21 protein-coding genes are annotated in these 18,269 nt (G+C 65.2%); 13 read left to right on the forward strand and 8 right to left on the reverse strand.

All coding sequences use genetic code 11. The features are described from left to right. Positions 1 to 7 precede the first annotated feature (7 nt). Positions 8 to 1,435 carry an MATE family efflux transporter gene (locus C481_RS13950; RefSeq protein ID WP_083860919.1) on the forward strand — a complete coding sequence of 476 codons (1,428 nt, stop codon included), beginning with the start codon at positions 8 to 10 and terminating at the stop codon, positions 1,433 to 1,435. 28 nt (positions 1,436 to 1,463) lie between these two features. On the opposite strand, the gene C481_RS13955 is transcribed toward C481_RS13950, so the two are convergent. Continuing rightward, entirely contained in the window at positions 1,464 to 3,158 is a 1,695-nt protein-coding gene (locus tag C481_RS13955) for a flippase (protein WP_241434686.1), read from the reverse strand. Positions 3,159 to 3,265: 107 nt separating this feature from the next. Further along, positions 3,266 to 3,679 carry an FxLYD domain-containing protein gene (locus C481_RS13960; RefSeq protein ID WP_006109880.1) on the reverse strand — a complete coding sequence of 138 codons (414 nt, stop codon included), beginning with the start codon at positions 3,677 to 3,679 and terminating at the stop codon, positions 3,266 to 3,268. Between the two features lie 159 nt (positions 3,680 to 3,838). Between C481_RS13960 and C481_RS13965 the strand changes: the two genes are divergently transcribed. The 6 genes from C481_RS13965 (at position 3,839) to C481_RS13990 (ending at position 6,604) form a co-directional block, all read left to right on the forward strand. Next, a complete protein-coding gene (locus tag C481_RS13965; protein ID WP_006109881.1) occupies positions 3,839 to 4,576 on the forward strand; it encodes a DUF2103 domain-containing protein in 738 nt (245 codons plus the stop codon). 111 nt (positions 4,577 to 4,687) lie between these two features. Beyond that, positions 4,688 to 4,906, forward strand: a complete 219-nt coding sequence (locus tag C481_RS13970; protein WP_006109882.1) for a hypothetical protein — start codon at positions 4,688 to 4,690, stop codon at positions 4,904 to 4,906. 200 nt (positions 4,907 to 5,106) lie between these two features. Next, positions 5,107 to 5,367 carry an eL43 family ribosomal protein gene (locus C481_RS13975; RefSeq protein ID WP_006109883.1) on the forward strand — a complete coding sequence of 87 codons (261 nt, stop codon included), beginning with the start codon at positions 5,107 to 5,109 and terminating at the stop codon, positions 5,365 to 5,367. 21 nt (positions 5,368 to 5,388) lie between these two features. After that, entirely contained in the window at positions 5,389 to 5,523 is a 135-nt protein-coding gene (locus tag C481_RS13980) for a DNA-directed RNA polymerase subunit P (RefSeq protein ID WP_004215399.1), read from the forward strand. A 173-nt stretch (positions 5,524 to 5,696) separates the two neighbouring features. Further along, positions 5,697 to 5,963 (forward strand): KEOPS complex subunit Pcc1, encoded by a 267-nt coding sequence (locus C481_RS13985; protein ID WP_006109884.1) that lies wholly within the window; start codon positions 5,697 to 5,699, stop codon positions 5,961 to 5,963. 146 nt (positions 5,964 to 6,109) lie between these two features. Next, positions 6,110 to 6,604 carry a DUF2243 domain-containing protein gene (locus C481_RS13990; protein ID WP_006109886.1) on the forward strand — a complete coding sequence of 165 codons (495 nt, stop codon included), beginning with the start codon at positions 6,110 to 6,112 and terminating at the stop codon, positions 6,602 to 6,604. A gap of 37 nt (positions 6,605 to 6,641) precedes the next feature. On the opposite strand, the gene C481_RS13995 is transcribed toward C481_RS13990, so the two are convergent. Then, entirely contained in the window at positions 6,642 to 7,751 is a 1,110-nt protein-coding gene (locus C481_RS13995; protein WP_006109887.1) for an iron transporter, read from the reverse strand. Between the two features lie 110 nt (positions 7,752 to 7,861). On the opposite strand from C481_RS13995, the gene C481_RS14000 reads away from it, so the two are divergent. After that, positions 7,862 to 8,260, forward strand: coding sequence for a prefoldin subunit beta (locus C481_RS14000; protein ID WP_006109889.1), 399 nt, complete (start codon positions 7,862 to 7,864; stop codon positions 8,258 to 8,260). Positions 8,261 to 8,266: 6 nt separating this feature from the next. Then, the gene (locus tag C481_RS14005) at positions 8,267 to 8,545 is read left to right on the forward strand and encodes a DUF3194 domain-containing protein (protein WP_006109891.1); all 279 of its coding nucleotides are present in this window, start codon (positions 8,267 to 8,269) and stop codon (positions 8,543 to 8,545) included. A gap of 103 nt (positions 8,546 to 8,648) precedes the next feature. Here the strand turns inward: C481_RS14005 and C481_RS14010 are convergent, their stop codons facing one another. Both C481_RS14010 and C481_RS14015 read right to left on the reverse strand, forming a co-directional pair. Then, positions 8,649 to 11,054 carry an LUD domain-containing protein gene (locus C481_RS14010; RefSeq protein WP_006109892.1) on the reverse strand — a complete coding sequence of 802 codons (2,406 nt, stop codon included), beginning with the start codon at positions 11,052 to 11,054 and terminating at the stop codon, positions 8,649 to 8,651. Positions 11,055 to 11,057: 3 nt separating this feature from the next. Then, complete coding sequence (locus C481_RS14015) at positions 11,058 to 11,564, reverse strand: LUD domain-containing protein (protein ID WP_006109893.1); 507 nt, start codon at positions 11,562 to 11,564, stop codon at positions 11,058 to 11,060. Positions 11,565 to 11,950: 386 nt separating this feature from the next. Between C481_RS14015 and hflX the strand changes: the two genes are divergently transcribed. Then, the gene (gene hflX, locus C481_RS14020) at positions 11,951 to 13,285 is read left to right on the forward strand and encodes a GTPase HflX (RefSeq protein ID WP_049904669.1); all 1,335 of its coding nucleotides are present in this window, start codon (positions 11,951 to 11,953) and stop codon (positions 13,283 to 13,285) included. A gap of 25 nt (positions 13,286 to 13,310) precedes the next feature. Here the strand turns inward: hflX and C481_RS14025 are convergent, their stop codons facing one another. Then, a complete protein-coding gene (locus C481_RS14025; protein ID WP_006109896.1) occupies positions 13,311 to 13,865 on the reverse strand; it encodes a GMP synthase subunit A in 555 nt (184 codons plus the stop codon). 174 nt (positions 13,866 to 14,039) lie between these two features. On the opposite strand from C481_RS14025, the gene C481_RS22240 reads away from it, so the two are divergent. Then, positions 14,040 to 14,180 carry a hypothetical protein gene (locus tag C481_RS22240; RefSeq protein WP_162832063.1) on the forward strand — a complete coding sequence of 47 codons (141 nt, stop codon included), beginning with the start codon at positions 14,040 to 14,042 and terminating at the stop codon, positions 14,178 to 14,180. Between the two features lie 100 nt (positions 14,181 to 14,280). Here the strand turns inward: C481_RS22240 and C481_RS14030 are convergent, their stop codons facing one another. Continuing rightward, complete coding sequence (locus tag C481_RS14030; RefSeq protein ID WP_006109898.1) at positions 14,281 to 15,189, reverse strand: glycerophosphodiester phosphodiesterase; 909 nt, start codon at positions 15,187 to 15,189, stop codon at positions 14,281 to 14,283. Positions 15,190 to 15,383: 194 nt separating this feature from the next. Next, complete coding sequence (gene pan1 / locus C481_RS14035) at positions 15,384 to 16,601, reverse strand: proteasome-activating nucleotidase Pan1 (protein ID WP_006109899.1); 1,218 nt, start codon at positions 16,599 to 16,601, stop codon at positions 15,384 to 15,386. 241 nt (positions 16,602 to 16,842) lie between these two features. Here pan1 and C481_RS14040 point away from each other — a divergent pair, with 241 nt between their 5' ends. Together C481_RS14040 and C481_RS14045 are read left to right on the forward strand one after the other, a co-directional pair. Then, the gene (locus C481_RS14040) at positions 16,843 to 17,115 is read left to right on the forward strand and encodes a MarR family transcriptional regulator (RefSeq protein ID WP_006109900.1); all 273 of its coding nucleotides are present in this window, start codon (positions 16,843 to 16,845) and stop codon (positions 17,113 to 17,115) included. Positions 17,116 to 17,320: 205 nt separating this feature from the next. Beyond that, positions 17,321 to 18,269: metallophosphoesterase (locus tag C481_RS14045; protein WP_006109901.1), on the forward strand; the 949-nt coding region annotated here is incomplete at its 3' end.

The raw sequence follows: 18,269 nt of genomic DNA on the forward strand, positions 1-18,269 counted from the left end.
AGCAGTCGTGTCAGGAACGGGTTCGGAGCCGGAGCGAAAGCGCGTCGATATGACGACGGGAGCGATTCCGCCGAAACTGCTGGCGCTGTCCTGGCCGCTCGTCCTCGGCAATCTCCTGCAGACGGTCTACAACCTCGCGGATATGTTCTGGGTCGGTCGAGTTGGCGACGGCGAGATTGCCGTCGCCGCGGTCTCGCTCATGTTTCCGCTGTCGTGGATGTTCGTCTCGACGGCGATGGGAATCACCGCGGCGACGATCGCGCTCGTCTCGCAGTACGTCGGCTCCGGAGACGACAGAACGGCGGACCGCGTCGTGGCACAGACCGTGCTCCTGACGATTACGGTTTCGACCGTTCTCGCCGTCGTTGGGCTCTTCTTCCGGCGGCCGCTGTTGGGACTCATCGGCGCTCGCGAGCAGGTATTCGTCGAGGCCCTCGCCTACATCGAGATCATCTTCCTCGCGCTACCGCTGACCTTCCTGTTTTTCGCCTTTCGGGCCTCGCTGCAGGGTGCCGGCGACACGAAGACGGCGATGTGGCTCGTGTTCGTCTCCGCCGGCATCAACGTCGTGATCGACCCGTTCCTCATCCTCGGCTGGGGACCGTTCCCCGCGATGGGAACGCGCGGGGCCGCCGTCGCCACGTTCATCTCGCGCGGACTCGCGACGGCGGCGGGCATCGCCATCCTGCTCGACGGCCGGTTCGGCGTCCGACTCCGTCTCGGAGACCTCAGACCGAACCTCGGCGTCCAGCGGCAACTCGTCTCCGTCGGGACGCCCTCGACGGTCGACGGCTGGGCTCGCAGTTTCGCCTCGGTCGCGATGGCCGGACTCGTCGCCCGGTTCGGCGCGACGCCGACCGCAGCCTACGGCATCGGCGTTCGACTGATGTCCGTCACGTGGTCGGTCGCCGGCGCTGTCGGCAACGCGGCGGCAACCGGCGTCGGCCAGAACCTCGGCGCGAGAACGCCCGACCGGGCCGCCGCCGTCGCGCGAACGGCGACCGGCGGCACCATGGGCTGTCTCTTCGTCGTCGCCGCCACCCTCTTTCTCGTTCCGGCGCAGGCGATGGGCATCTTCGTCGACAACCCCGACGTGATCGCCGAGGGCGTGCGGTTCCTGCGGATCATGACGCCGTTCTGGGCGCTGTTCGCCGGCGTCATGGTCATCCAGGGCGCGTTTCGCGGTGCCGGAAACACGCTGGAGGCGATGGTCCTCTCGATCCTCTCCCGGTGGGTCTTTCGCCTCCCGGTCGCCCTCGTGCTCGCGTTCGCCTGGGCGGTGACGATTCCGGGACTCGACGTGACGATCGCCGGCCTTGACTGGGGGATCGAGGGCATCTGGTGGGCCTACTCCTTCGGCATGGTCCTCTCGTTCGTCGTCGCCGTCGCCTGGTTCCGCCTCGGCACCTGGAAACGTGGTATCGTCGGCGAGTGAGCCGACCGCGAGACACAGCCACCACCCGTCAGCCGACCGGCAACCACCGCTCGAGCGCCGGACTGAACTCGCCGAGCATGCGAGCGTCCTCCTCGGTGAACGCATCCGTAACGACCAGCGACCCCAGATAGACGCCGACCACGACGACCGGCAGTAACCCGACGATCAGCAGCGCCGACTCGAACACGACCACGATCGGTACACCCGAAATCGTCGCCGGGATGCCGGCACCCACAACCCTGGCGAAATCCCGGGTGAACGGCTGAATCCCGTCGATAACGTACACCTCGCCGAGCGTGAGCCCGCCCACCAAAACCAGCGCCGTCGCCGATCCGATCGCCGCCCCCTCGATCCCGACCACCGGCACGAGCGCCATCGACACGAGGAAGTTCGCCCCGAAGAGCACGAGCGTATTGGCGAAGACGATCCGCGAGTACCCCATCCCCTGCAACAGCGAGCCGTTCGGCCCGCCGACCGTCACGTTGAACAAAAATGCTCCGCACAGCAACACGACGACGAGATTCGCCTCGGCGTACTGGGGCGTGTACAGCACGGCGAGATACGAACTCGCGCCCAGCGAAAGGACGATCGCGATTGGCAGCGTCAATCCGGCGATCCACCGGGCAGCCACCCGAAACCGCCGTTCGACGAGTTCGGGATCGTCTTGGGTCTCGGCGATGAGCGGTTTGAACACCGGCGAGAGCGAGTTGAAGATGATCATCAGGCCGGAGCCGAGCATGTAGCCGACCCGGTAGATGCCGACGTCGTCGGCGTCGAGGAAGTAGCCGACGACGAAGTAGTCGACCTGTCCCATCAGGACGAAGACGACGCTGGTCATCGCGAGCGGGAGCGAGTAGGTGACGAGCGGGCGAACAGAGACGAGTTCGATATCGCTCGTCAGGAGACCCCGGTCGCGTGCTCTGGAGACGAAGGCGAACGCGCCGACGGCGATGGCGACGAACAGGCCGACGACGTAGCCGATGATCAGGGCGAGGAGACCGAGACTGGCGAGCAGGAGGCCGGCCGTCACGCCGAAGCGGACGAGCGGCCGGACGATATCGCGCATGAGAACGCGGTACTGGAGTTGTTTGATGCTGTAGGCGGAGGTAAGCACCACTCTGTAGATCGCGAGCATCGGAATGGTCACCGACAGGTACAGGAGTGCGACCCGCATCGAGGGCTCCCGAAAGAGGTCGCCGATGGTCCGCGAGCCGGCCGCGAGTGCGAACGCGACGATCGACGAGGCCACGAGGACGACCGCGGTGACCTGAACGATGACGCCGGTCGCCTTGCCCTGTTCGCCCGCGTCGAGGTACTGCGGGACGAAGTAGTCGATCGCGAGCGGCAGCCCCAGGTTGGCAAAAACCTGGGTGAAGAGGATGACGGAGGTCGCGAGGACGAACAGCCCGTAGATCGAGGGGCTGACGAACCGGGTCATCAGCATGACGATCGCGAAGCCGAACGCGCCCTTGACGACGTTCCCGACGAACGTGATGCCGCCCTGTTTTGCGAGGGTCGCGATCCCCTCGTCGTGGGCGGCTTCGGCGGTGGACAAGGGGGTAGATGCGGATTCAGGGCCAGGGACAGAATCAAACTCGGAATTGGAATCAGGATCAGTGCCGGAGCCGGACGCACTGTCGGATCCGTCCTCGACATCGGACGGCGTTCCCGCCCCGGACGCGGACGCGGAATCACCCTCGGCAGCACCATTACGCTCGGTCATATCACGATCACCTCGTCTTCGGTCCCGCCGTCCGCGTTCTCGCCCGGTCGCCGCCTCTATTCGCGCCGCCCGTTTCGTCCGCTCGTCAGCGGACCCACCCGATCACGCTACACGCCCGTCACCGGCTCGAGTTCGTATTCCGAAACCGCGGCTGCTCGCTCGCCGAACTGGGGGAACTCGACCTCGAACGACCACTCCTCGCCCGAGGACACGTCCTCGTCGACGTGTTCGATGACGCGTTCGAGTTCGTCTCCCGCGGCGTCGACGAACGTCGCCCGGATTTCGACGTAGTTGAGCGTGCGGTCGCCGACGTTTCTGACGACCGCCCAGACGAACACGCGTTCGTCCTCGGTATCGGGATCGACGCGAACGAGGTCATCCCAGACGATGTCTACGTCACCGGCCCCGGGTTCGGTGAGGTCCTCCCCATCGTCGTCGATGAACTCGAGACAGCCCGCGGTGCCAGCGGAGAGAACCGTGCCGGCGAGGGCCAGAACCGAGCGACGGTGCAGCCGGGACATCTGCCGTGTGTAGACGAGGCTGGACCTTCAGCGTTCGGGTCGGCTTCACGGCCGGCAATAGCCGGTCGGCACCCGGGGTGTGAGTGCCGACGCTGGCTCGCCGCGCCCGGTCGAAAGCGGGTCGGTTTTACACGTCCGCCCCCAACCGCCCCTATCGTCATGGAGTGTCGTCACTGCGCCTCGCCGCTCGAGAAACCCGGCGACTTCTGTCTGGTCTGTCGGGAAGAAAACACCGAAGCGGTCGTTCTCGAGGCCGCACGCGACCGGGTGACGCTGACGATGCTCGCGGCGGAAGACGACCGCGACCGGACAGAGCCAGTTCTCGGCGAGACGACGATCACGACGACGCCCGAAGACGGCGAGAACGAGCCGATCGAACTCCGGAACTTCGCCGGGTTGGTCGGTGACGAAATCCGGCGTAAGCGCCCCGAGGAGGTCTATGCGGGCGGCGACCGCACCGTGATCCGTGCGGTTCGCGAGGACGTCCACCACACGTTCTACCGCGTCGACGCCGACGATCCGGTCGGGGAAGTCCGCGAGCGTCGCGGAACGCGAGCCCTCGACGTCGTGGAGACGCCGCCCGTGGAGAAGATCGGCGGGAGTCACTCGACGCTGATCGGGGGGCGGACGGGGATGCAGGCGATTCAGACCGTGGCCGGACACCCACACGTCAAGAAGGTAATTCCGGGACCGATCGATGCGGGCGGAAACGGCTCCCAGTCGGGGCTGCGGGCGAAAGTGACGCGCGCCGACGACGGCGGTAACGTGCGGATGTTACTCCGGGACGGTTCGAGCGTACAGGAAAATCGCATCGTGACGACCGCTCGCGACCGGGAGATGGGCGAACGAATCCGCGCGGATCTCAACGACGTGCTCGCCGAAGACGAGTTTCGGTAGGGAGTCGTTCGCAGTTGGTGCTGACAAATACTGTCGCTAGTCGATGGAAGTGACACTCACTGCTGGTTGTCTGCACTTTATCCGTGCAGCTGTAATTATATCTAATTAGCCATGCTCGATCGTGCCGACGCGGTCCTGGCTGCGATTCCGTTGCTTGCAGTAAGTGGATTCGCCCTTCGATCCCTGATCGCGGTGACGGGTATGGGGACTGGCCTTCTTGCAGCACCGCTTGCCCCAGTCGGTCCGCTCGCTGCGCTTGCGGTCGTCTTCCGGGAGTTACTCGTCGGACCGGTCGCTGATCGGGCTGCAGACGATGAGCAAACCGACTGAGGCGATCTGCCGTACCGATTTCCCGGCGCACCGCAGGTCGGCCGCACCCGCAGGTCGACGGGTGCGCCGGAACTGACTCCCAGCAGTTTGTCTGACGAACGGTGACTCAATCGCTGGCGACGCGCTATTGATACGAGAGAACGTACCGGGAACAGTAACTCAACAGGTTTAAGAATCCACTCCGGATAGACAGCAGTACTATGGCCGATAAAGGAACCATCGGTAGCGCGGGCCGCTTTGGCGCACGCTACGGTCGCGTCGCCCGGCGTCGCATCAGCGAGATCGAAGACGACATGGAGAACGCACAGGTCGACGGTGACGACGTGACACGCGTCGGGACCGGTATCTGGAAGAACGAAGCGACCGGCGAAGTCTTCACCGGCGGTGCCTACCGCCCGGAGACGCCTGCCGGTCGCACCGTTCAGCGCTCGATCCGCGCTGCGCTCGCCGAGGACGACTAACGCTCTCTATCCCCTCTCAGAATGAGTTACAAGTGCTCCCGCTGTAAACGTGACGTGCAACTCGACGAGTACGGCGGCGTCCGCTGTCCCTACTGCGGTCACCGCGTGCTCCTGAAAGAACGCAGTCGTGACGTCAAGGAAGTCGACGTCAACTAACGCCGATGACCGTCCGTGGCCGTCGATATCGCCGCCGATACGGGACTCACCCACTGCGGCGGCGAGTTCGACGTCACTTCCTATCGGGCCACAACCGTACCGACGTCGACCGGCCGATGACTGCCCACAACAGCGTTCGGTTTTGACGTAATCAAACCCCGAAAACGATCTCCGTGGCTTCACACGACACACTCCTCGAGTTCGACTACGGGCGTCCCGAGCGGGCAACGGTCGTTGCCGAGAGCGTCGCTCGCGAGATCGGTGAGATCGACGACGAGCGCTCCCGGACGACGATCGATCGGGACGGATCGGTCGTCGCGATTCGGATCGATGCCGAGGACGTAATCGCACTTCGGGCAGCGGTGAATACCTGGTTTGCGCTGGTCGATGTCGCCGAACGCACGGCGGAAATCGGCGTCGCTGCGCGCCACGACCGATAACCGACGGAATCACGTCGGTACCAGTGCCAGTACCGGTTCCGATGCCGGTTTCCGGTGAACTCGATCCGACTCGAGCCCATCGGTGCGACTGCGGCAACGGCAGTTGCCGGTTTTCGTTTTTTGCTCGCCGTCGTCGAAGTCGGCGTATGTCGACAGCCGCCGGAACGCGTCGTCGATTGTTGCTCGCTGGCGGAACGATCGGGTTCGGGTTCGGTGCGGTCATCGATACCGTAATCTTTCACCTGACGTTCCAGACGCACCACCTTCTCTCGGGATACTACGATCCGTACAGTCTCGACGGGTTGCGGACGAACGTCATGTTCGACGGACTCTTTCTGGTGGCGACGCTCGGAATCACGCTCGTGGGACTCGGGCTGCTCTGGCGGATCGTCAACGGAACCGCCGAACGGCTTTCGACCCGGTACCTGATCGGTTCGATCGTCGTCGGCGCGGGCGTGTTCAACGTCTACGACGGCATCGTCGACCACTACGTGCTCGACCTGCACAACGTCGTCCACGGAACGGAGGCGTGGAACCCCCCGTGGATCCTCGTGAGCGTCCTGTTGCTCGCTCTCGGTCTGGCCCTCCTTCGAACGGCTGACGGCCCCGTTCTGACCGCTGGCAGGGAACGATCCGAGTAATGCCCGCCGGTCCGGCGCAACCAGCTGACAGGCGCGGCTACCGCGCATCGAGCGGCAGCCGAACCGTCGCCGGTTCGAGAAACGCCGTCTCGTACCCTTCGTGACGCGCCATCTGCGGCGGGGTTTCGAGGCCGATCGAGAGGGTGTCGCCGCGCTCGAGGGTGTCCGGATCGACGGGCGTTCGATAGTGGTATCCGTACCGCGGGTCGATCGCCCCGTCGAGCGACTCGCCGGCGATCCGATCGCCGCCTTTCGAGATCGTGGCTTTCACCGACGCAAACGGAAGCGCGTACCGGTTGTACGCCGTCCGCGCCGTCACCGCGAGCGCTGGAGCGTCCGTTCCCTCCGCGTTTCGGACGTCGTCCTCGACGAGCGCGGCGACGTAGACGATATCGTCGCTCGTTTCGGATCCGATTCGAGTCACGCCCTCGCGATCGAACGCGAGTTCGGCGCTACCGCGGTCGCGACCGCGTGCGTCTCCGGCGTGGTCGCCCATCGGTTCGAGCGCGTCAGATTCGCCTCGGCCCTCGTCCGCGTCGATCAGCCGGCGCTCGAGTTCATCGATTGCGGCGGCCTCGTACTCGAACTCGAGGTCGACGGTCGTCGTCCCAAATTCACCGGCGAGGGAACCGGTCGGCGCGGCGCTCGGCGGGCCGACTCGGACCGTCGCCGTGTAGGTCCCATCGCCGTCGAGCGAGACGTTATCGCCGTAGTGCGGCCCCATTCGCTGCGAGAGCATCGGCCAGAGATCCCGCTGGTCGATTCGCTCGCCGTCGTCGCTCGTCCGCCCGCGCCGAATTCGTACCGTCACCGGTGCAGGGAGGATCACACCCGTCTCCGCATCCCGAACGACCACCATCAGGTGGAGTGCGTGTCGCGATCGAACGTCGGCCCGGCTCCGCTCTGCGCCGGCGACGAGCCAGAAGGAGTGAGGGCGCGACCCAAGCAGCGAGAGTGCGCGCCCGGCCGCGGTCGTCGTCGCGTAGGGCAGCATCTCGTCGACGTGGGGCGGCACGTAGACGCCCTCGGGTGGGTCGACCACGAGTTCGCGCCAGGCGTCCTCGCGCCGGAGCGTCTCGAGGCAGCCGGCGGTAAGCGAGACCGATAGGGCGGACCCGCCAGCGGCGAGTGCGTCGCGGCGTCGCATCGCTCGTGCCCTCCACCGCCAAGCGGGTAGGGCTACGGGCTGCTGGTGCAGCCCGGCGCTGTCCGAACGCAAAGCTTGGCTTTATCAGTGCGGAGGGCGACGGTCGAGACATGCAAGGGAATCTGCCGCCGGAGGCACAGGAGAAAATCGAACAGCTTCAGGACCTGCAAGAGACCGCCCAGCAGGTCGCCGTCCAGAAACAGGAGACCGAATCGGGTCTCACCGAGGCCCAGAACGCCCAGAACGAACTCGAGAACATCGACGAGGACACCACGATGTACCGGCAGGTCGGCGACCTCCTCGTCGAGACGGACTACGACGCAGCCGAGGACGACCTCGACGAAAAGGTCGACTCGCTCGAACTCCGCCTCGAAACGCTCGAAAAGCAGGAAGATCGCGTCCAGGACCAGTTCGAGAGCCTGCAGGACGAACTCGAAGACCTGCTCGGCGGCGCGGGCGGCATGGGCGGCCCGGCCGGCCCCGGCGGCCCGGGTGCAGGCGGCGCGTAACTGCCGATGTCGACCAGCGATTCGACGGACGAGCGACCGAATGAGCCGACCGACGAGGAGGTCGTCCAGACGGCCGCCGAGGCCGCAGAAGGGCTGATATTCTCGCGGTACAAGCAGTCGAACGTACGCGATCTCGACGTGACGGTGTCGTTCGAGGACGGCGTTCTCGAAGTCGACATCTATCTCAACGCACCCGAGCGCGACAGCGGGACCGACCCGGAGGAGGTCGCAGACGAGGCCGCACGCGTTGCACGCGAGGCGGTCGACGACCTGTTCGGGGAATAGTTCTCCACCGTCCTGTCCGTTCGCCTGTTCGCCTGTTTTCACACCCGTTCGAGCCACCCGTCAAATCGGAAGCGATCGGCCACGAATTCCGCAGCCGGCGGTGCTACACGGCCGAATTCGGCGCGAGCACCTCGATCGGATGCGGGACGTCCCGCTCGAGTAACGCCTCGAGTTGATCGCCGCAGGACGTTCCCGAAGCGACGACAAGATCCGTTCCCCCGTGGTCGAACTCCCGGGCAAGCCGGTCGCCAACGTCCATACTGACCTCGTAGTACTCCCGCTTGTAGCCGAAGGAACCGGCCATCCCGCAGCACTCGACCGAGGAAGTCCGTGGCGCGTAGCCACAGCGCTCGAGCAGGGTCGTCGTCGGCGCTTCGAGATCGAGCGTGCGCTGCTGACAGTGCGAGTGGTAGGCGATCGACCGGTTGCCATCTCCATCACCATCACCATCACCATCGCCCGTCGAGAGCGCGTCCCGGTCCGCCCCGTTCTCGAGCAAGCCGAAAATGAACTCGCAGATCTCGTAGCTGTTGTCCCGCAGACGTTCGAACGACCGTTCCGGCAGGAACCGTTCGTACTCGCGCTGGAACGCCGCCAGGTCGGACGGTTCGATAACGACGACGTCGCGGCCCGCGTCCAGGTCTTCGGCCAGCGCAGCGTAGACCCGGCTGGCCTGTCGATCCGCCGTCGCGACCATTCCCTGCGAGAGGGGCGCGCGCCCGCTTTCGGGCAGGTCGGGAACCGAGACGGGTACACCGAGCGCCTCGAGCGTTCGAACGGCGGCTTTCCCGCGGTCGGTGTCGACGTAGTTGGTGTAGATATCCGGGTAGAGGACGACCTCGCGGTCGAGTTCAGCGGTCTGTTCCTCCAGATCGGCGGCCGCTGCTCGCCGCCTCGACTCCCGTTCGCCGCCGCGGGCCGCGAACCAGTCGACGAGCGATTGCCGTTCGAACGTCGGCAGGTCCCGTCGACGGTCAATCCCGAGCGTGCGCTCGAGCAGCGAGCGGACGAGTTCGGTGTCGCCGAGCCAGTTCGAGAGGGGCGCGGTCGCGCTGCCGAGTTTCGTCACGGTGGCGATATTGCCGAAGAAGCGCTTGCCGAGGTCGAATCCGTCCGGTTCGTCGTCCGGCGTCAGGCCGTCGACGAGGAAGTCGTACGCCTCGGGGTCGTCGTCGCGGTTAACTCGATCCCTGACGACGGTGTTGATCCACGGGATGTCGATCTTCACCGGGCAGGCGTCGACGCAGCGCGTACAGCCGGTACAGAGATCGTTGAACTCGGCTGCGGAATCCCGGCCGTGGACGCCGGCCTCCCACCCGGTGGCGATGCCGCCGGAGTACGTCTCGCCGCCGAAGCCGTGACCGCCGACGGACTGGAAGTTCGCACACGAGTTCGAGCAGGCTCCGCACCGGATGCAGTAAAGCGTCTCCCGCAGTTGGTCGTCCTCGCGCATGTCCGTGCGGCCGTTGTCGAGGAGGACGAGGTGGAACTCGCGGTCTCGGTTGGCGGCAGCGGTGCCGTCATCGCCGCCGAGCGGTTCGTCGGGCGACTCGAAGTCGACGGTCGGCGAGTCCGTCGGCGGCGAGAGCATCGTCACGTACTGGGAGAGCGGCTGGCCGGTCGCGCTCTTTGCGATCAGGTCGACGAACGGTTCGAGGTCGCGAACCGAGGGAATCAGTTTCTCGACGCCGGCGATGGCGACGTGCGTATCGGGCGTGACGGCGCACTTGCGGGCGTTGCCCTCGTTCGTCACGAGCGCGATCGTTCCGCTGTCGGCGGCGACGAAGTTCGCGCCCGTAATGCCGACGTCGGCGTCCTGAATGTGCTCGCCGAGGTGGTCGCGGGCGAATTTCGTGAGCGTCTCGGGCGTGTCGAACTCGACGTCGGGATCAAAGTGCTCGACGAACAGGTCGGCGATTTCCTCGCGAGTGAGGTGCATCGCGGGACCGACGATGTGCGAGGGCGTGTCGTCTGCGACTTGGAGAACCCACTCCCCGAGGTCGGTTTCGGTGACGTCGATACCGGCGGCTTCGAGGGCGTCGTTGAGGTCGATCTCCTCGGTCGTCATCGATTTGGATTTGACGACCGACGGCCGGTTTCCGTCGCTATCGCCGGCCTCGCCCTCCTCGCCGCGGGTGGCCGCTTCCGGGTCGTCGACACCCGCGCGGTCTTCGACCACGTCGGCCACGTACGCATTTGCGTCCGCGGCGTCGTCCGCGACGTAGACCGTGCCGCCGTTCGCTTCGACCGCCTCGCGGACCGTCTCGATCAACTCGGGGAGACGATCGATAGCATCTTCTTTGATCGCCCGCGCCTCGGTTCGCAGCGCGTCGAGGTTGTCCGTCTCGTCGTACGCCTGCGCACGGCGATAGTTCGAGACGCTGGTCTGGGTGTGGATCGCCTCGCCTTCGGTCTCGAGCAGGTGACGGAGGTGGGCGGCAGTTTCCGCTCGCGAGTTCGGCGCTGCACCCGTGTCGGACTGGTCCGGTGCGTGGCTGCGTTCGGCCATCGGTTATCGATCCTCCAGTACGACGACGGTGACCTCGCCGGGACCGTGGACGCCGTGGACGAGTCCGCCCATGTCGGCGGTCGCGCTCCGGCCCGTCGCGAAGACGATGCTGTCGCCGCCGGCCGCGAACCGGTCGGCGAGGCGATCGAACCCGGCCCCGATGTCCGGGACGATATCGGTCGCCGCGACGACGGCGACGTGGTGCTCCGGGTAGAGGCTGATCGGTTCGTCGCCGGCCGCTCGTGACTCGATCGCGACGGTACCGTACTCCGCGATCGCGAACGTGGCCGGCGTGATGCCGGTTCGGGCGTCCGCGAGTTCGGCAGCCGTCGGTTCCGCCGCGACGCGTTCGGGCAGCGAAACGTCGTCGAACGGCAGCGAAACGCCGACTGCCGGCGGCTCGAGGATCGCGTCGAGTCGGTCGGTCGCATCGGCCGTCGACGTGAACTCGACGCTCACTGCGAGTTCGTCGAGGCTGCGTTCGAATCGGCCGACTGTATCGGTTGTCATTATCTACCATGTTCTGGTGGGAGACCAATAGCGTGGCGGTCGTCCTAGTCTCGCACCGAGAACGAGATCGTGTGTAACTTCCACACACCGGGCAAAGTGCTATGTCGGTCCTTGCTGAAGTGAACGCGAGGACTATGGAGACCGTTTTCATCCGGTAAGCCGGGATCGCTCGCCGCCGTCGTGAGCGGCAGTTTCGGGCTGAGAGTACTGCGTTCGTGTCTAACACCGAACAGGTTAGAGTCCGCGAAGACGCGACACTGCGGAACCGCAACGCGGCGAAACCACACAGCGAGCACCCGGCCGTCACCACGTCGAGAGCCGCGGCTCCCGCGCGAACCGCGGCGAGCACCGATTCCGTCCCGACCCATGCCGCCGAACACCCACTCATGGTACAATCGAACACGCCGACCCGACGCACAGTCATCGCGAAACGATCAGCAACCGCCCCCGTGGATACCGACGAAATCACCGAGTTAGCCCGCGCGACCGGACGCGAAATCGTCGCCGAACGCACCCAGGTCGGTCCCGAGGACCCCGGCACCCACTTCGGGGCCGGCAAGGTCACCGAACTCGCCAGGACCGTCGCGGACCGAAACGCCGAGTGCGTCGTCGTCGACGGCGACCTCACGCCACGCCAACACCACGCGATCGCATCATCGATGCCGGACGAGACGGCCGTCATCGACCGCTACCGGCTCGTTCTCGAACGGTTCGAAGACGGGGCCGGCACGCGCCGCGCGCAACTGCAAGTTGAACTCGCGACGCTGCGATACGAACTCCCGCGCGTGATCGAAGCCGCGGACGAAGGGCTACTCAACAGACAAACCGAAACGGGATCGCCGGTCTACGACATTCGCGATCGAATCGACCGTCTCGAACGCGAACTGTCCGCGTGCCAGGATCCAGCGGCCGAATTTCGCAAGCGCCGTCGCGAAGCGGGATTCGATCTCGTCACGATCGCGGGCTACACTAACGCCGGCAAGTCGACGCTGTTGCACCGGCTCGCCGACGACCTGTCGTACTCGCCACCCGAGCGCTCGCGACCGACCGACCGATCACCGGAGACGCCAGCGACGGATCGCTCCGACGACGACCCGACCGCTACCATCGCGGATCGCCTCTTCGAAACCCTCGAAACGACGACGCGGCGAGCGACCATCGGCGGCCGCCCCATCCTCGCGACCGACACCGTCGGCTTCGTCGACGATCTGCCGCACGAACTCGTCGAATCCTTCAGCGCGACGCTCTCGGAGGCGGCCGCCGCGGACGTCGTCGTGCTGGTCGTCGACGCGAGCGATCCCCCGGCCCGCTTTCGCGAGCGGCTCACGGTCTCGCTCGACGTGCTTGACGCGCAGGGCGTCGACGACGACCGCATCGTCACCGCCCTGAACAAAGTCGATCTGCTCGGCGTCCGCGAGCGGGCGCATCGCTGCTCGGTAGCACGGTCGATTCTCCCGGTATCCGCCTCGGACCCGGTCCCGATAAGCGTTCGAACGGGGAGACACCTCAAACCGCTTCGGACGGCGATCCTGGACCGGTTGCCGGCCGAACGGGCGGTGTTTCAGTTGCCGAACTGCGACGACGCAATGTCGCTCGTCTCGCGGGCGTACGATCGCACGTCGGTCGACGCCGTCGACTACGACGGCGATACCGTGACGCTCGTCTGTCGCGGGCGGCCGTCGGTTATCGAACAGTTGCGAGCGACCGCAGAAGAACTCTAATGCTCGTCCGGCTCGGCTCGCTCGCTTACGCTGCTTCGCAGATATCCCGGAAGTTCTCGAAGATCGCGTCGCCCTCCTCGGTGTGGGCGACCTCCGGGTGCCACTGGACGCCGTAGAGGTCGCGGTCGGTGTCGCTCATCGCTTCGATGCCGCAGACGTCGCTCGTGGCCGTCCGTTCGAAGCCGTCGGGGAGTTCGACGACCTCGTCGGCGTGGCTCGCCCAGACTCGCGTTTCGGGGTGAAGTCTCCCGGTGAGGGGGTCGTCCGCGTCGACGAGTTCAACGGTGACGTCGGCGTAGCCGCCGTAGTCGCCGTCCTCGACGCGGCCGCCGAGTTCCTCGGCGATGAGTTGCATGCCGAGACAGATGCCGAGGACGGGGACGTCCGCCTCGAGATACTCGGCGGATGCACCGATGCGGTCCATGTCCGGTCCGCCCGAGAGGACGACGCCGTCTGCATCGATCTCTTCCGGCGGGGTGTCGTTGTCGATCAATTCCGTGTCGACGCCGAGGTCGCGAAGCGCCCGGCGCTCTAAGTGCGTAAACTGCCCGTGGTTGTCCACCACGACGATCTTCGTCATTACGGGCCTCTAGCCAGTCACTCGGTAAAAACGGTCCGGAAGCGAAACGCCGCACGATGGCGGTGTCTCGTCTCCCGGCGGCTTCTCGGATGACCTGCATCGCTGGCCACCTCTGTTGCTGTCCCGCTGCTGCTGTCCGGTACGTTTATACGCTCGTCAGCGAACGGTATGGATATGGCAGTCGATCTCAACGAGTTCAAGCATCCGGCCTGGATCACCGCGCTCGGAACGGGCGCTGGCTACCTGTTGCTCCTCGCGGTGTTGACGATCGCCCTTTTCGTCGTGCCGTGGCTCGTCTTCTCGGCATTGCTGTAAGGGGAAGGGAAAGGGAATGGGGATGGGGGAGCCAGAAGCTGCGTCTTCCCACGCGTTCGAACCTCGCTGCGCTACCGACGGTGAAACGACCGTCGGCGGGTTACACCCGTTTACTGGTTCCGAACTCGATCACGCTCGGATAATCCGCGATAAGCCCGTCGACGCCCAGTTCGAGGGGCTGGCGCGCCTCCTGCCAGGTATCGATGGTGTAGACGTTCACGGCACGGCCCTCCTCGTGGGCGGTCTCGACGAGTTCAGTATCGAGGACGCCGAGCGACGGGTTGACCGCCTCGGCGTCGAGCTCGCGGGCGATCTGGAGGTTCTCGTCTTTGTTCGACCCGAAGAGCTTCGCGACCGCCACGCTCGGATCGACGTTCCGGACCGCCTCGAGCGCGGCCGTCTCGAACGACGAGACGTAGAACTCGCCCGGATAGTCGGCCGCAATCGGCAGGGTGCGTTCGGCGACTTCCTGCCAGGAGTAGTCGCCGTTATCCTTGAACTCGATGTTCATCGTGACGTTCGGGCGCGCCGCGTCGAGAACCGCTGCAAGCGTCGGCACCGTCTCCCCGCTCTCGAGAACCTCGGCCCCGAGTACCGTTTCGGCGGGCGTCTCGGCGACGCGTCCCGTCTCGTCCGTCAGGTCGTCGAGGAACTCGTCGTGGAAGACGACGATTTCGCCGTCCGCGGACGGTTGAATGTCGATTTCGATGCGGTCCGCTCGGAGCCGCGATGCGCCGGCGACCGCCGCGACCGTGTTTTCCGGGTAGATGTCGGCGTACCCGCGGTGTGCGGTCAGGTGCGGGCCGTGCGTTGCTCCAGAGCGAGACCGCTCGGACGAGGCTACCCGTTCGTCAGCCTCCCGTGCCGCTCCGGTGTCGCTCATACCGACGGTCCCGACTGCGAGTCCCGTAATTGCTCCGATCGTTCCGAGGATCGTCCGCCGACCGGCCGTGCCAGTCGTGTGTCGTTGCTGTGCCGTCTTGCCGGAATCGGGCTGTCTTCTAGCCATCACGACGGACCACCCGACTGACAACAAAGATCGTTTATATGAGTGCTACATATCACAAATTCTGCTCCGTGCTGGTATAGAGAGACTCTCGATCCCGTGCACGAAAAGCGGCCGCTGGCGAGTTCACGATCGTCGACGGAAAACGACGGCAGACGACTCCTCGAAACAGCCGACAGCCAAACGGGTGTGACCGCTCAGGCGAACGTCTTCGACACGCCTTCGGTCTCGTCGGATTCGGCCTGCACCTTGTCCCAGGCGTTCTCGAAGTCCGCCATCTGAATCTCGGTGCGGTCGTCGCGGATGGCGAACATCCCGGCCTCGGTACAGACCGCTTTGATATCGGCACCCGAGGCCTCGTCAGCCGCTTCGGCGAGTGCGCTGAACTCGACGTCGTCGGCGACGTTCATGCCGCGGGTGTGGATCTCGAAGATGATCTCGCGGCCCTCCTGGTTCGGCTTTGGAACTTCGATGAGGCGGTCGAAGCGGCCGGGGCGGAGGATCGCGCGGTCTAACATGTCGAAGCGGTTGGTGGCGGCGATGATGCGGATTTCGCCGCGGTCTTCGAAGCCGTCCATTTCGCTCAGGAGTTGCATCATCGTCCGCTGGACCTCGGCGTCGCCGGAGGTCTTCGACTCCGTGCGCTTGGCGGCGATGGCGTCGATTTCGTCGATAAAGATGACGGCGGGTTCGTGCTCGCGGGCGACCTTGAACAGGTCCCGGACCAGTTTGGCTCCCTCGCCGATGAACTTGTGGACGAGTTCGGAGCCGGCCATCTTGATGAAGGTGGCGTTGGTCTGGTTGGCGACGGCCTTTGCGAGCATGGTCTTCCCGGTACCCGGCGGGCCGTACAGCAAAACGCCGCTCGGCGGGTCGATCCCGACGTCGTCGAACATGTCGGGCTTCTCGAGGGGCATCTCGACGGTTTCACGGACTTCCTGCATCTGGTCTTCGAGGCCGCCGATGTCCTCGTAGCTGACTTCGGGACTCTCGGTGACTTCCATGACGCGGGCTCGAACGTCGGTTTCGTTAGAGAGCGTTTTAACGATAGAGAGGGAGTTGTTGACGGCGACGCGAGCGTCGGGATCGATCTCCTCGCGCATCTCGTCGGTCACTTCGGTCAGGGCTTCCTGGTTGTTCCCGTGCTGTTTGATGATGATGCCCTCGTCGGTGAGTTCCTGGACGGTGGCGACGAACAGCGGGGACTGCTTTAGCTTCTTGTTCTCGTGCGTGAGCCGCTCGAGTTTCTGCTGGTACTTGTTGTTCTCGGCGTTCGCGTCGAGGAGTTTGTCGCGCATCTCCTCGTTTTGCGACTCGAGGATTTCCAGCTGATCCTCGAGCGCCTGAATTTTCTCCTGTTGGGACGCCTCGTCCTCGTCATATGGGAGGTCGACGTCGTCCACAGTGTCAGTCATCACCCGTTCCTTGGGTGTTGGTTCATAAGAGGCTTCGGGTCATCTGTCCCCGCTGAAGCCGGTTGTGCCGACAGATTCAACCGGCTTCGATTTTACCGCTTCTCGACGAGACCGGCTCGGTGGCTCGTTTCCCCTCCCCGGTTCACAACGAGTTCACTGCTCCATCGCCTTCTGTGTATAACTGTGGTGTATTATACGAAACAGAAAATATTATCACCTCGTATTCGGTAATGGGTATACGATGAGTGCTTCAGAGACGTTTCGTCAAGAGACCGAACAGGAGCGAGGGAGTTGGGACGACGTGCGCGAACTCCCCCCGAGCGCTAAACTCGTCGCGAAGGTCCTCGAGTACAACGACACGATGACCCAACAGCAGATCGCCGACGAGACCCTGCTCCCCGCCCGAACGGTGCGCTACGCACTGAATCGGCTCGACGAGAAGAGCGTCGTCGACGCTCGCTTTTCCTTCTCGGACGCCCGCAAGCGCCTGTACAGTCTCGATATCGACGCGTAAACTACTGCGATTCGAAGACGCTCCTGCCCTGTCGGCCCCGCGAACGCGGTGTCTCGCGTTACCGCGCCCGCCACGTGCATCGCTTGCAGCGCCAGCGTCTCCCGCCGTTCGTCGCCGAACAGTATCGTCAGGTGATACTTCAACGGTCGCCACTTTCACTCCGGTCGCGGAACCCCTTTAGGGTCCGCACACCAATGACGGGTAGATGACACGGGTGATACACACGGGCGACACCCACATCGGGTACCAGCAGTACAACTCGCCCGCGCGCCGACGGGACTTTCTCGAGGCGTTTCGAACCGTCGCCGAGGACGCGGTCGCGGCCGACGTCGACGCCGTGATCCACGCCGGCGATCTCTTTCACGACCGTCGGCCGGGACTGGTCGACCTCCAGGGCACCATCGACGTCCTCCGAACGCTCGACGACGCCGACATCCCTTTTCTCGCCATCGTCGGCAACCACGAGGGCAAACGCGACGCACAGTGGCTCGACCTCTTCGCCGACATCGGCCTCGCGGCGCGACTCGGGCCAACCCCCGAAATCGTCGACGACGTCGCCATCTACGGCCAGGACTTCGTTCCCCGCTCCCGGCGAGACGAACTCGACTACGAGTTCAGTCCGCGCCCCGACGAGGCGACCCACGCGGCGCTGGTTGGCCACGGCCTGTTCGAACCGTTCGCCCACGCGGACTGGGACACCGAACGCATGCTCGAGGAGGCGACCGTCGAGTTCGACGCCGTACTCCTCGGGGACAATCACGCGCCCGAGACCGCGGACGTGCTCGACACCTGGGTCACGTACTGCGGGTCGACCGAACGTGCGAGCGCCAGCGAGCGCGAGGCGCGCGGATACAATCTGATCGAGTTCGGTGGCGAGGCCGCTGACGGCGACGGCGTCGCCATCAGCCGTCGTGCGCTCACCGACACCCGCGAGTTCGTCTTCGTCGACGTCGAACTCGAGGCGGACGAGGGAATCGACCGCGTGCAAGAGCGCGTCCGCCAGCACGGCGTCGAGGACGCCGTCGTCATCGTCACGGTCGAGGGCGAGGGTCGCCCGATCACCCCGGCCGCCGTCGAAGAACTCGCGCTCGACCGCGGTGCGCTCGTCGCGCGGATGAACGACCGGCGAGAACTGCCGGACGAGACCGAGGAGG

Source organism: Natrialba asiatica DSM 12278, from assembly GCF_000337555.1.
In the GTDB taxonomy this organism is placed as follows: domain Archaea; phylum Halobacteriota; class Halobacteria; order Halobacteriales; family Natrialbaceae; genus Natrialba; species Natrialba asiatica.

Bases quoted from the DNA above. Each gene is read 5' to 3' on its own strand.
- C481_RS13955 (WP_241434686.1), bottom strand. From the start codon at position 3,158: ATGACCGAGCGTAATGGTGCTGCCGAGGGTGATTCCGCGTCCGCGTCC.
- C481_RS13960 (WP_006109880.1), bottom strand. From the start codon at position 3,679: ATGTCCCGGCTGCACCGTCGCTCGGTTCTGGCCCTCGCCGGCACGGTT.
- C481_RS13965 (WP_006109881.1), top strand. From the start codon at position 3,839: ATGGAGTGTCGTCACTGCGCCTCGCCGCTCGAGAAACCCGGCGACTTC.
- C481_RS13970 (WP_006109882.1), top strand. From the start codon at position 4,688: ATGCTCGATCGTGCCGACGCGGTCCTGGCTGCGATTCCGTTGCTTGCA.
- C481_RS13975 (WP_006109883.1), top strand. From the start codon at position 5,107: ATGGCCGATAAAGGAACCATCGGTAGCGCGGGCCGCTTTGGCGCACGC.
- C481_RS13980 (WP_004215399.1), top strand. From the start codon at position 5,389: ATGAGTTACAAGTGCTCCCGCTGTAAACGTGACGTGCAACTCGACGAG.
- C481_RS13990 (WP_006109886.1), top strand. From the start codon at position 6,110: ATGTCGACAGCCGCCGGAACGCGTCGTCGATTGTTGCTCGCTGGCGGA.
- C481_RS13995 (WP_006109887.1), bottom strand. From the start codon at position 7,751: ATGCGACGCCGCGACGCACTCGCCGCTGGCGGGTCCGCCCTATCGGTC.
- C481_RS14000 (WP_006109889.1), top strand. From the start codon at position 7,862: ATGCAAGGGAATCTGCCGCCGGAGGCACAGGAGAAAATCGAACAGCTT.
- C481_RS14005 (WP_006109891.1), top strand. From the start codon at position 8,267: ATGTCGACCAGCGATTCGACGGACGAGCGACCGAATGAGCCGACCGAC.
- C481_RS14010 (WP_006109892.1), bottom strand. From the start codon at position 11,054: ATGGCCGAACGCAGCCACGCACCGGACCAGTCCGACACGGGTGCAGCG.
- C481_RS14015 (WP_006109893.1), bottom strand. From the start codon at position 11,564: ATGACAACCGATACAGTCGGCCGATTCGAACGCAGCCTCGACGAACTC.
- hflX (WP_049904669.1), top strand. From the start codon at position 11,951: ATGGTACAATCGAACACGCCGACCCGACGCACAGTCATCGCGAAACGA.
- C481_RS14025 (WP_006109896.1), bottom strand. From the start codon at position 13,865: ATGACGAAGATCGTCGTGGTGGACAACCACGGGCAGTTTACGCACTTA.
- C481_RS22240 (WP_162832063.1), top strand. From the start codon at position 14,040: ATGGCAGTCGATCTCAACGAGTTCAAGCATCCGGCCTGGATCACCGCG.
- C481_RS14030 (WP_006109898.1), bottom strand. From the start codon at position 15,189: ATGGCTAGAAGACAGCCCGATTCCGGCAAGACGGCACAGCAACGACAC.
- pan1 (WP_006109899.1), bottom strand. From the start codon at position 16,601: ATGACTGACACTGTGGACGACGTCGACCTCCCATATGACGAGGACGAG.
- C481_RS14040 (WP_006109900.1), top strand. From the start codon at position 16,843: ATGAGTGCTTCAGAGACGTTTCGTCAAGAGACCGAACAGGAGCGAGGG.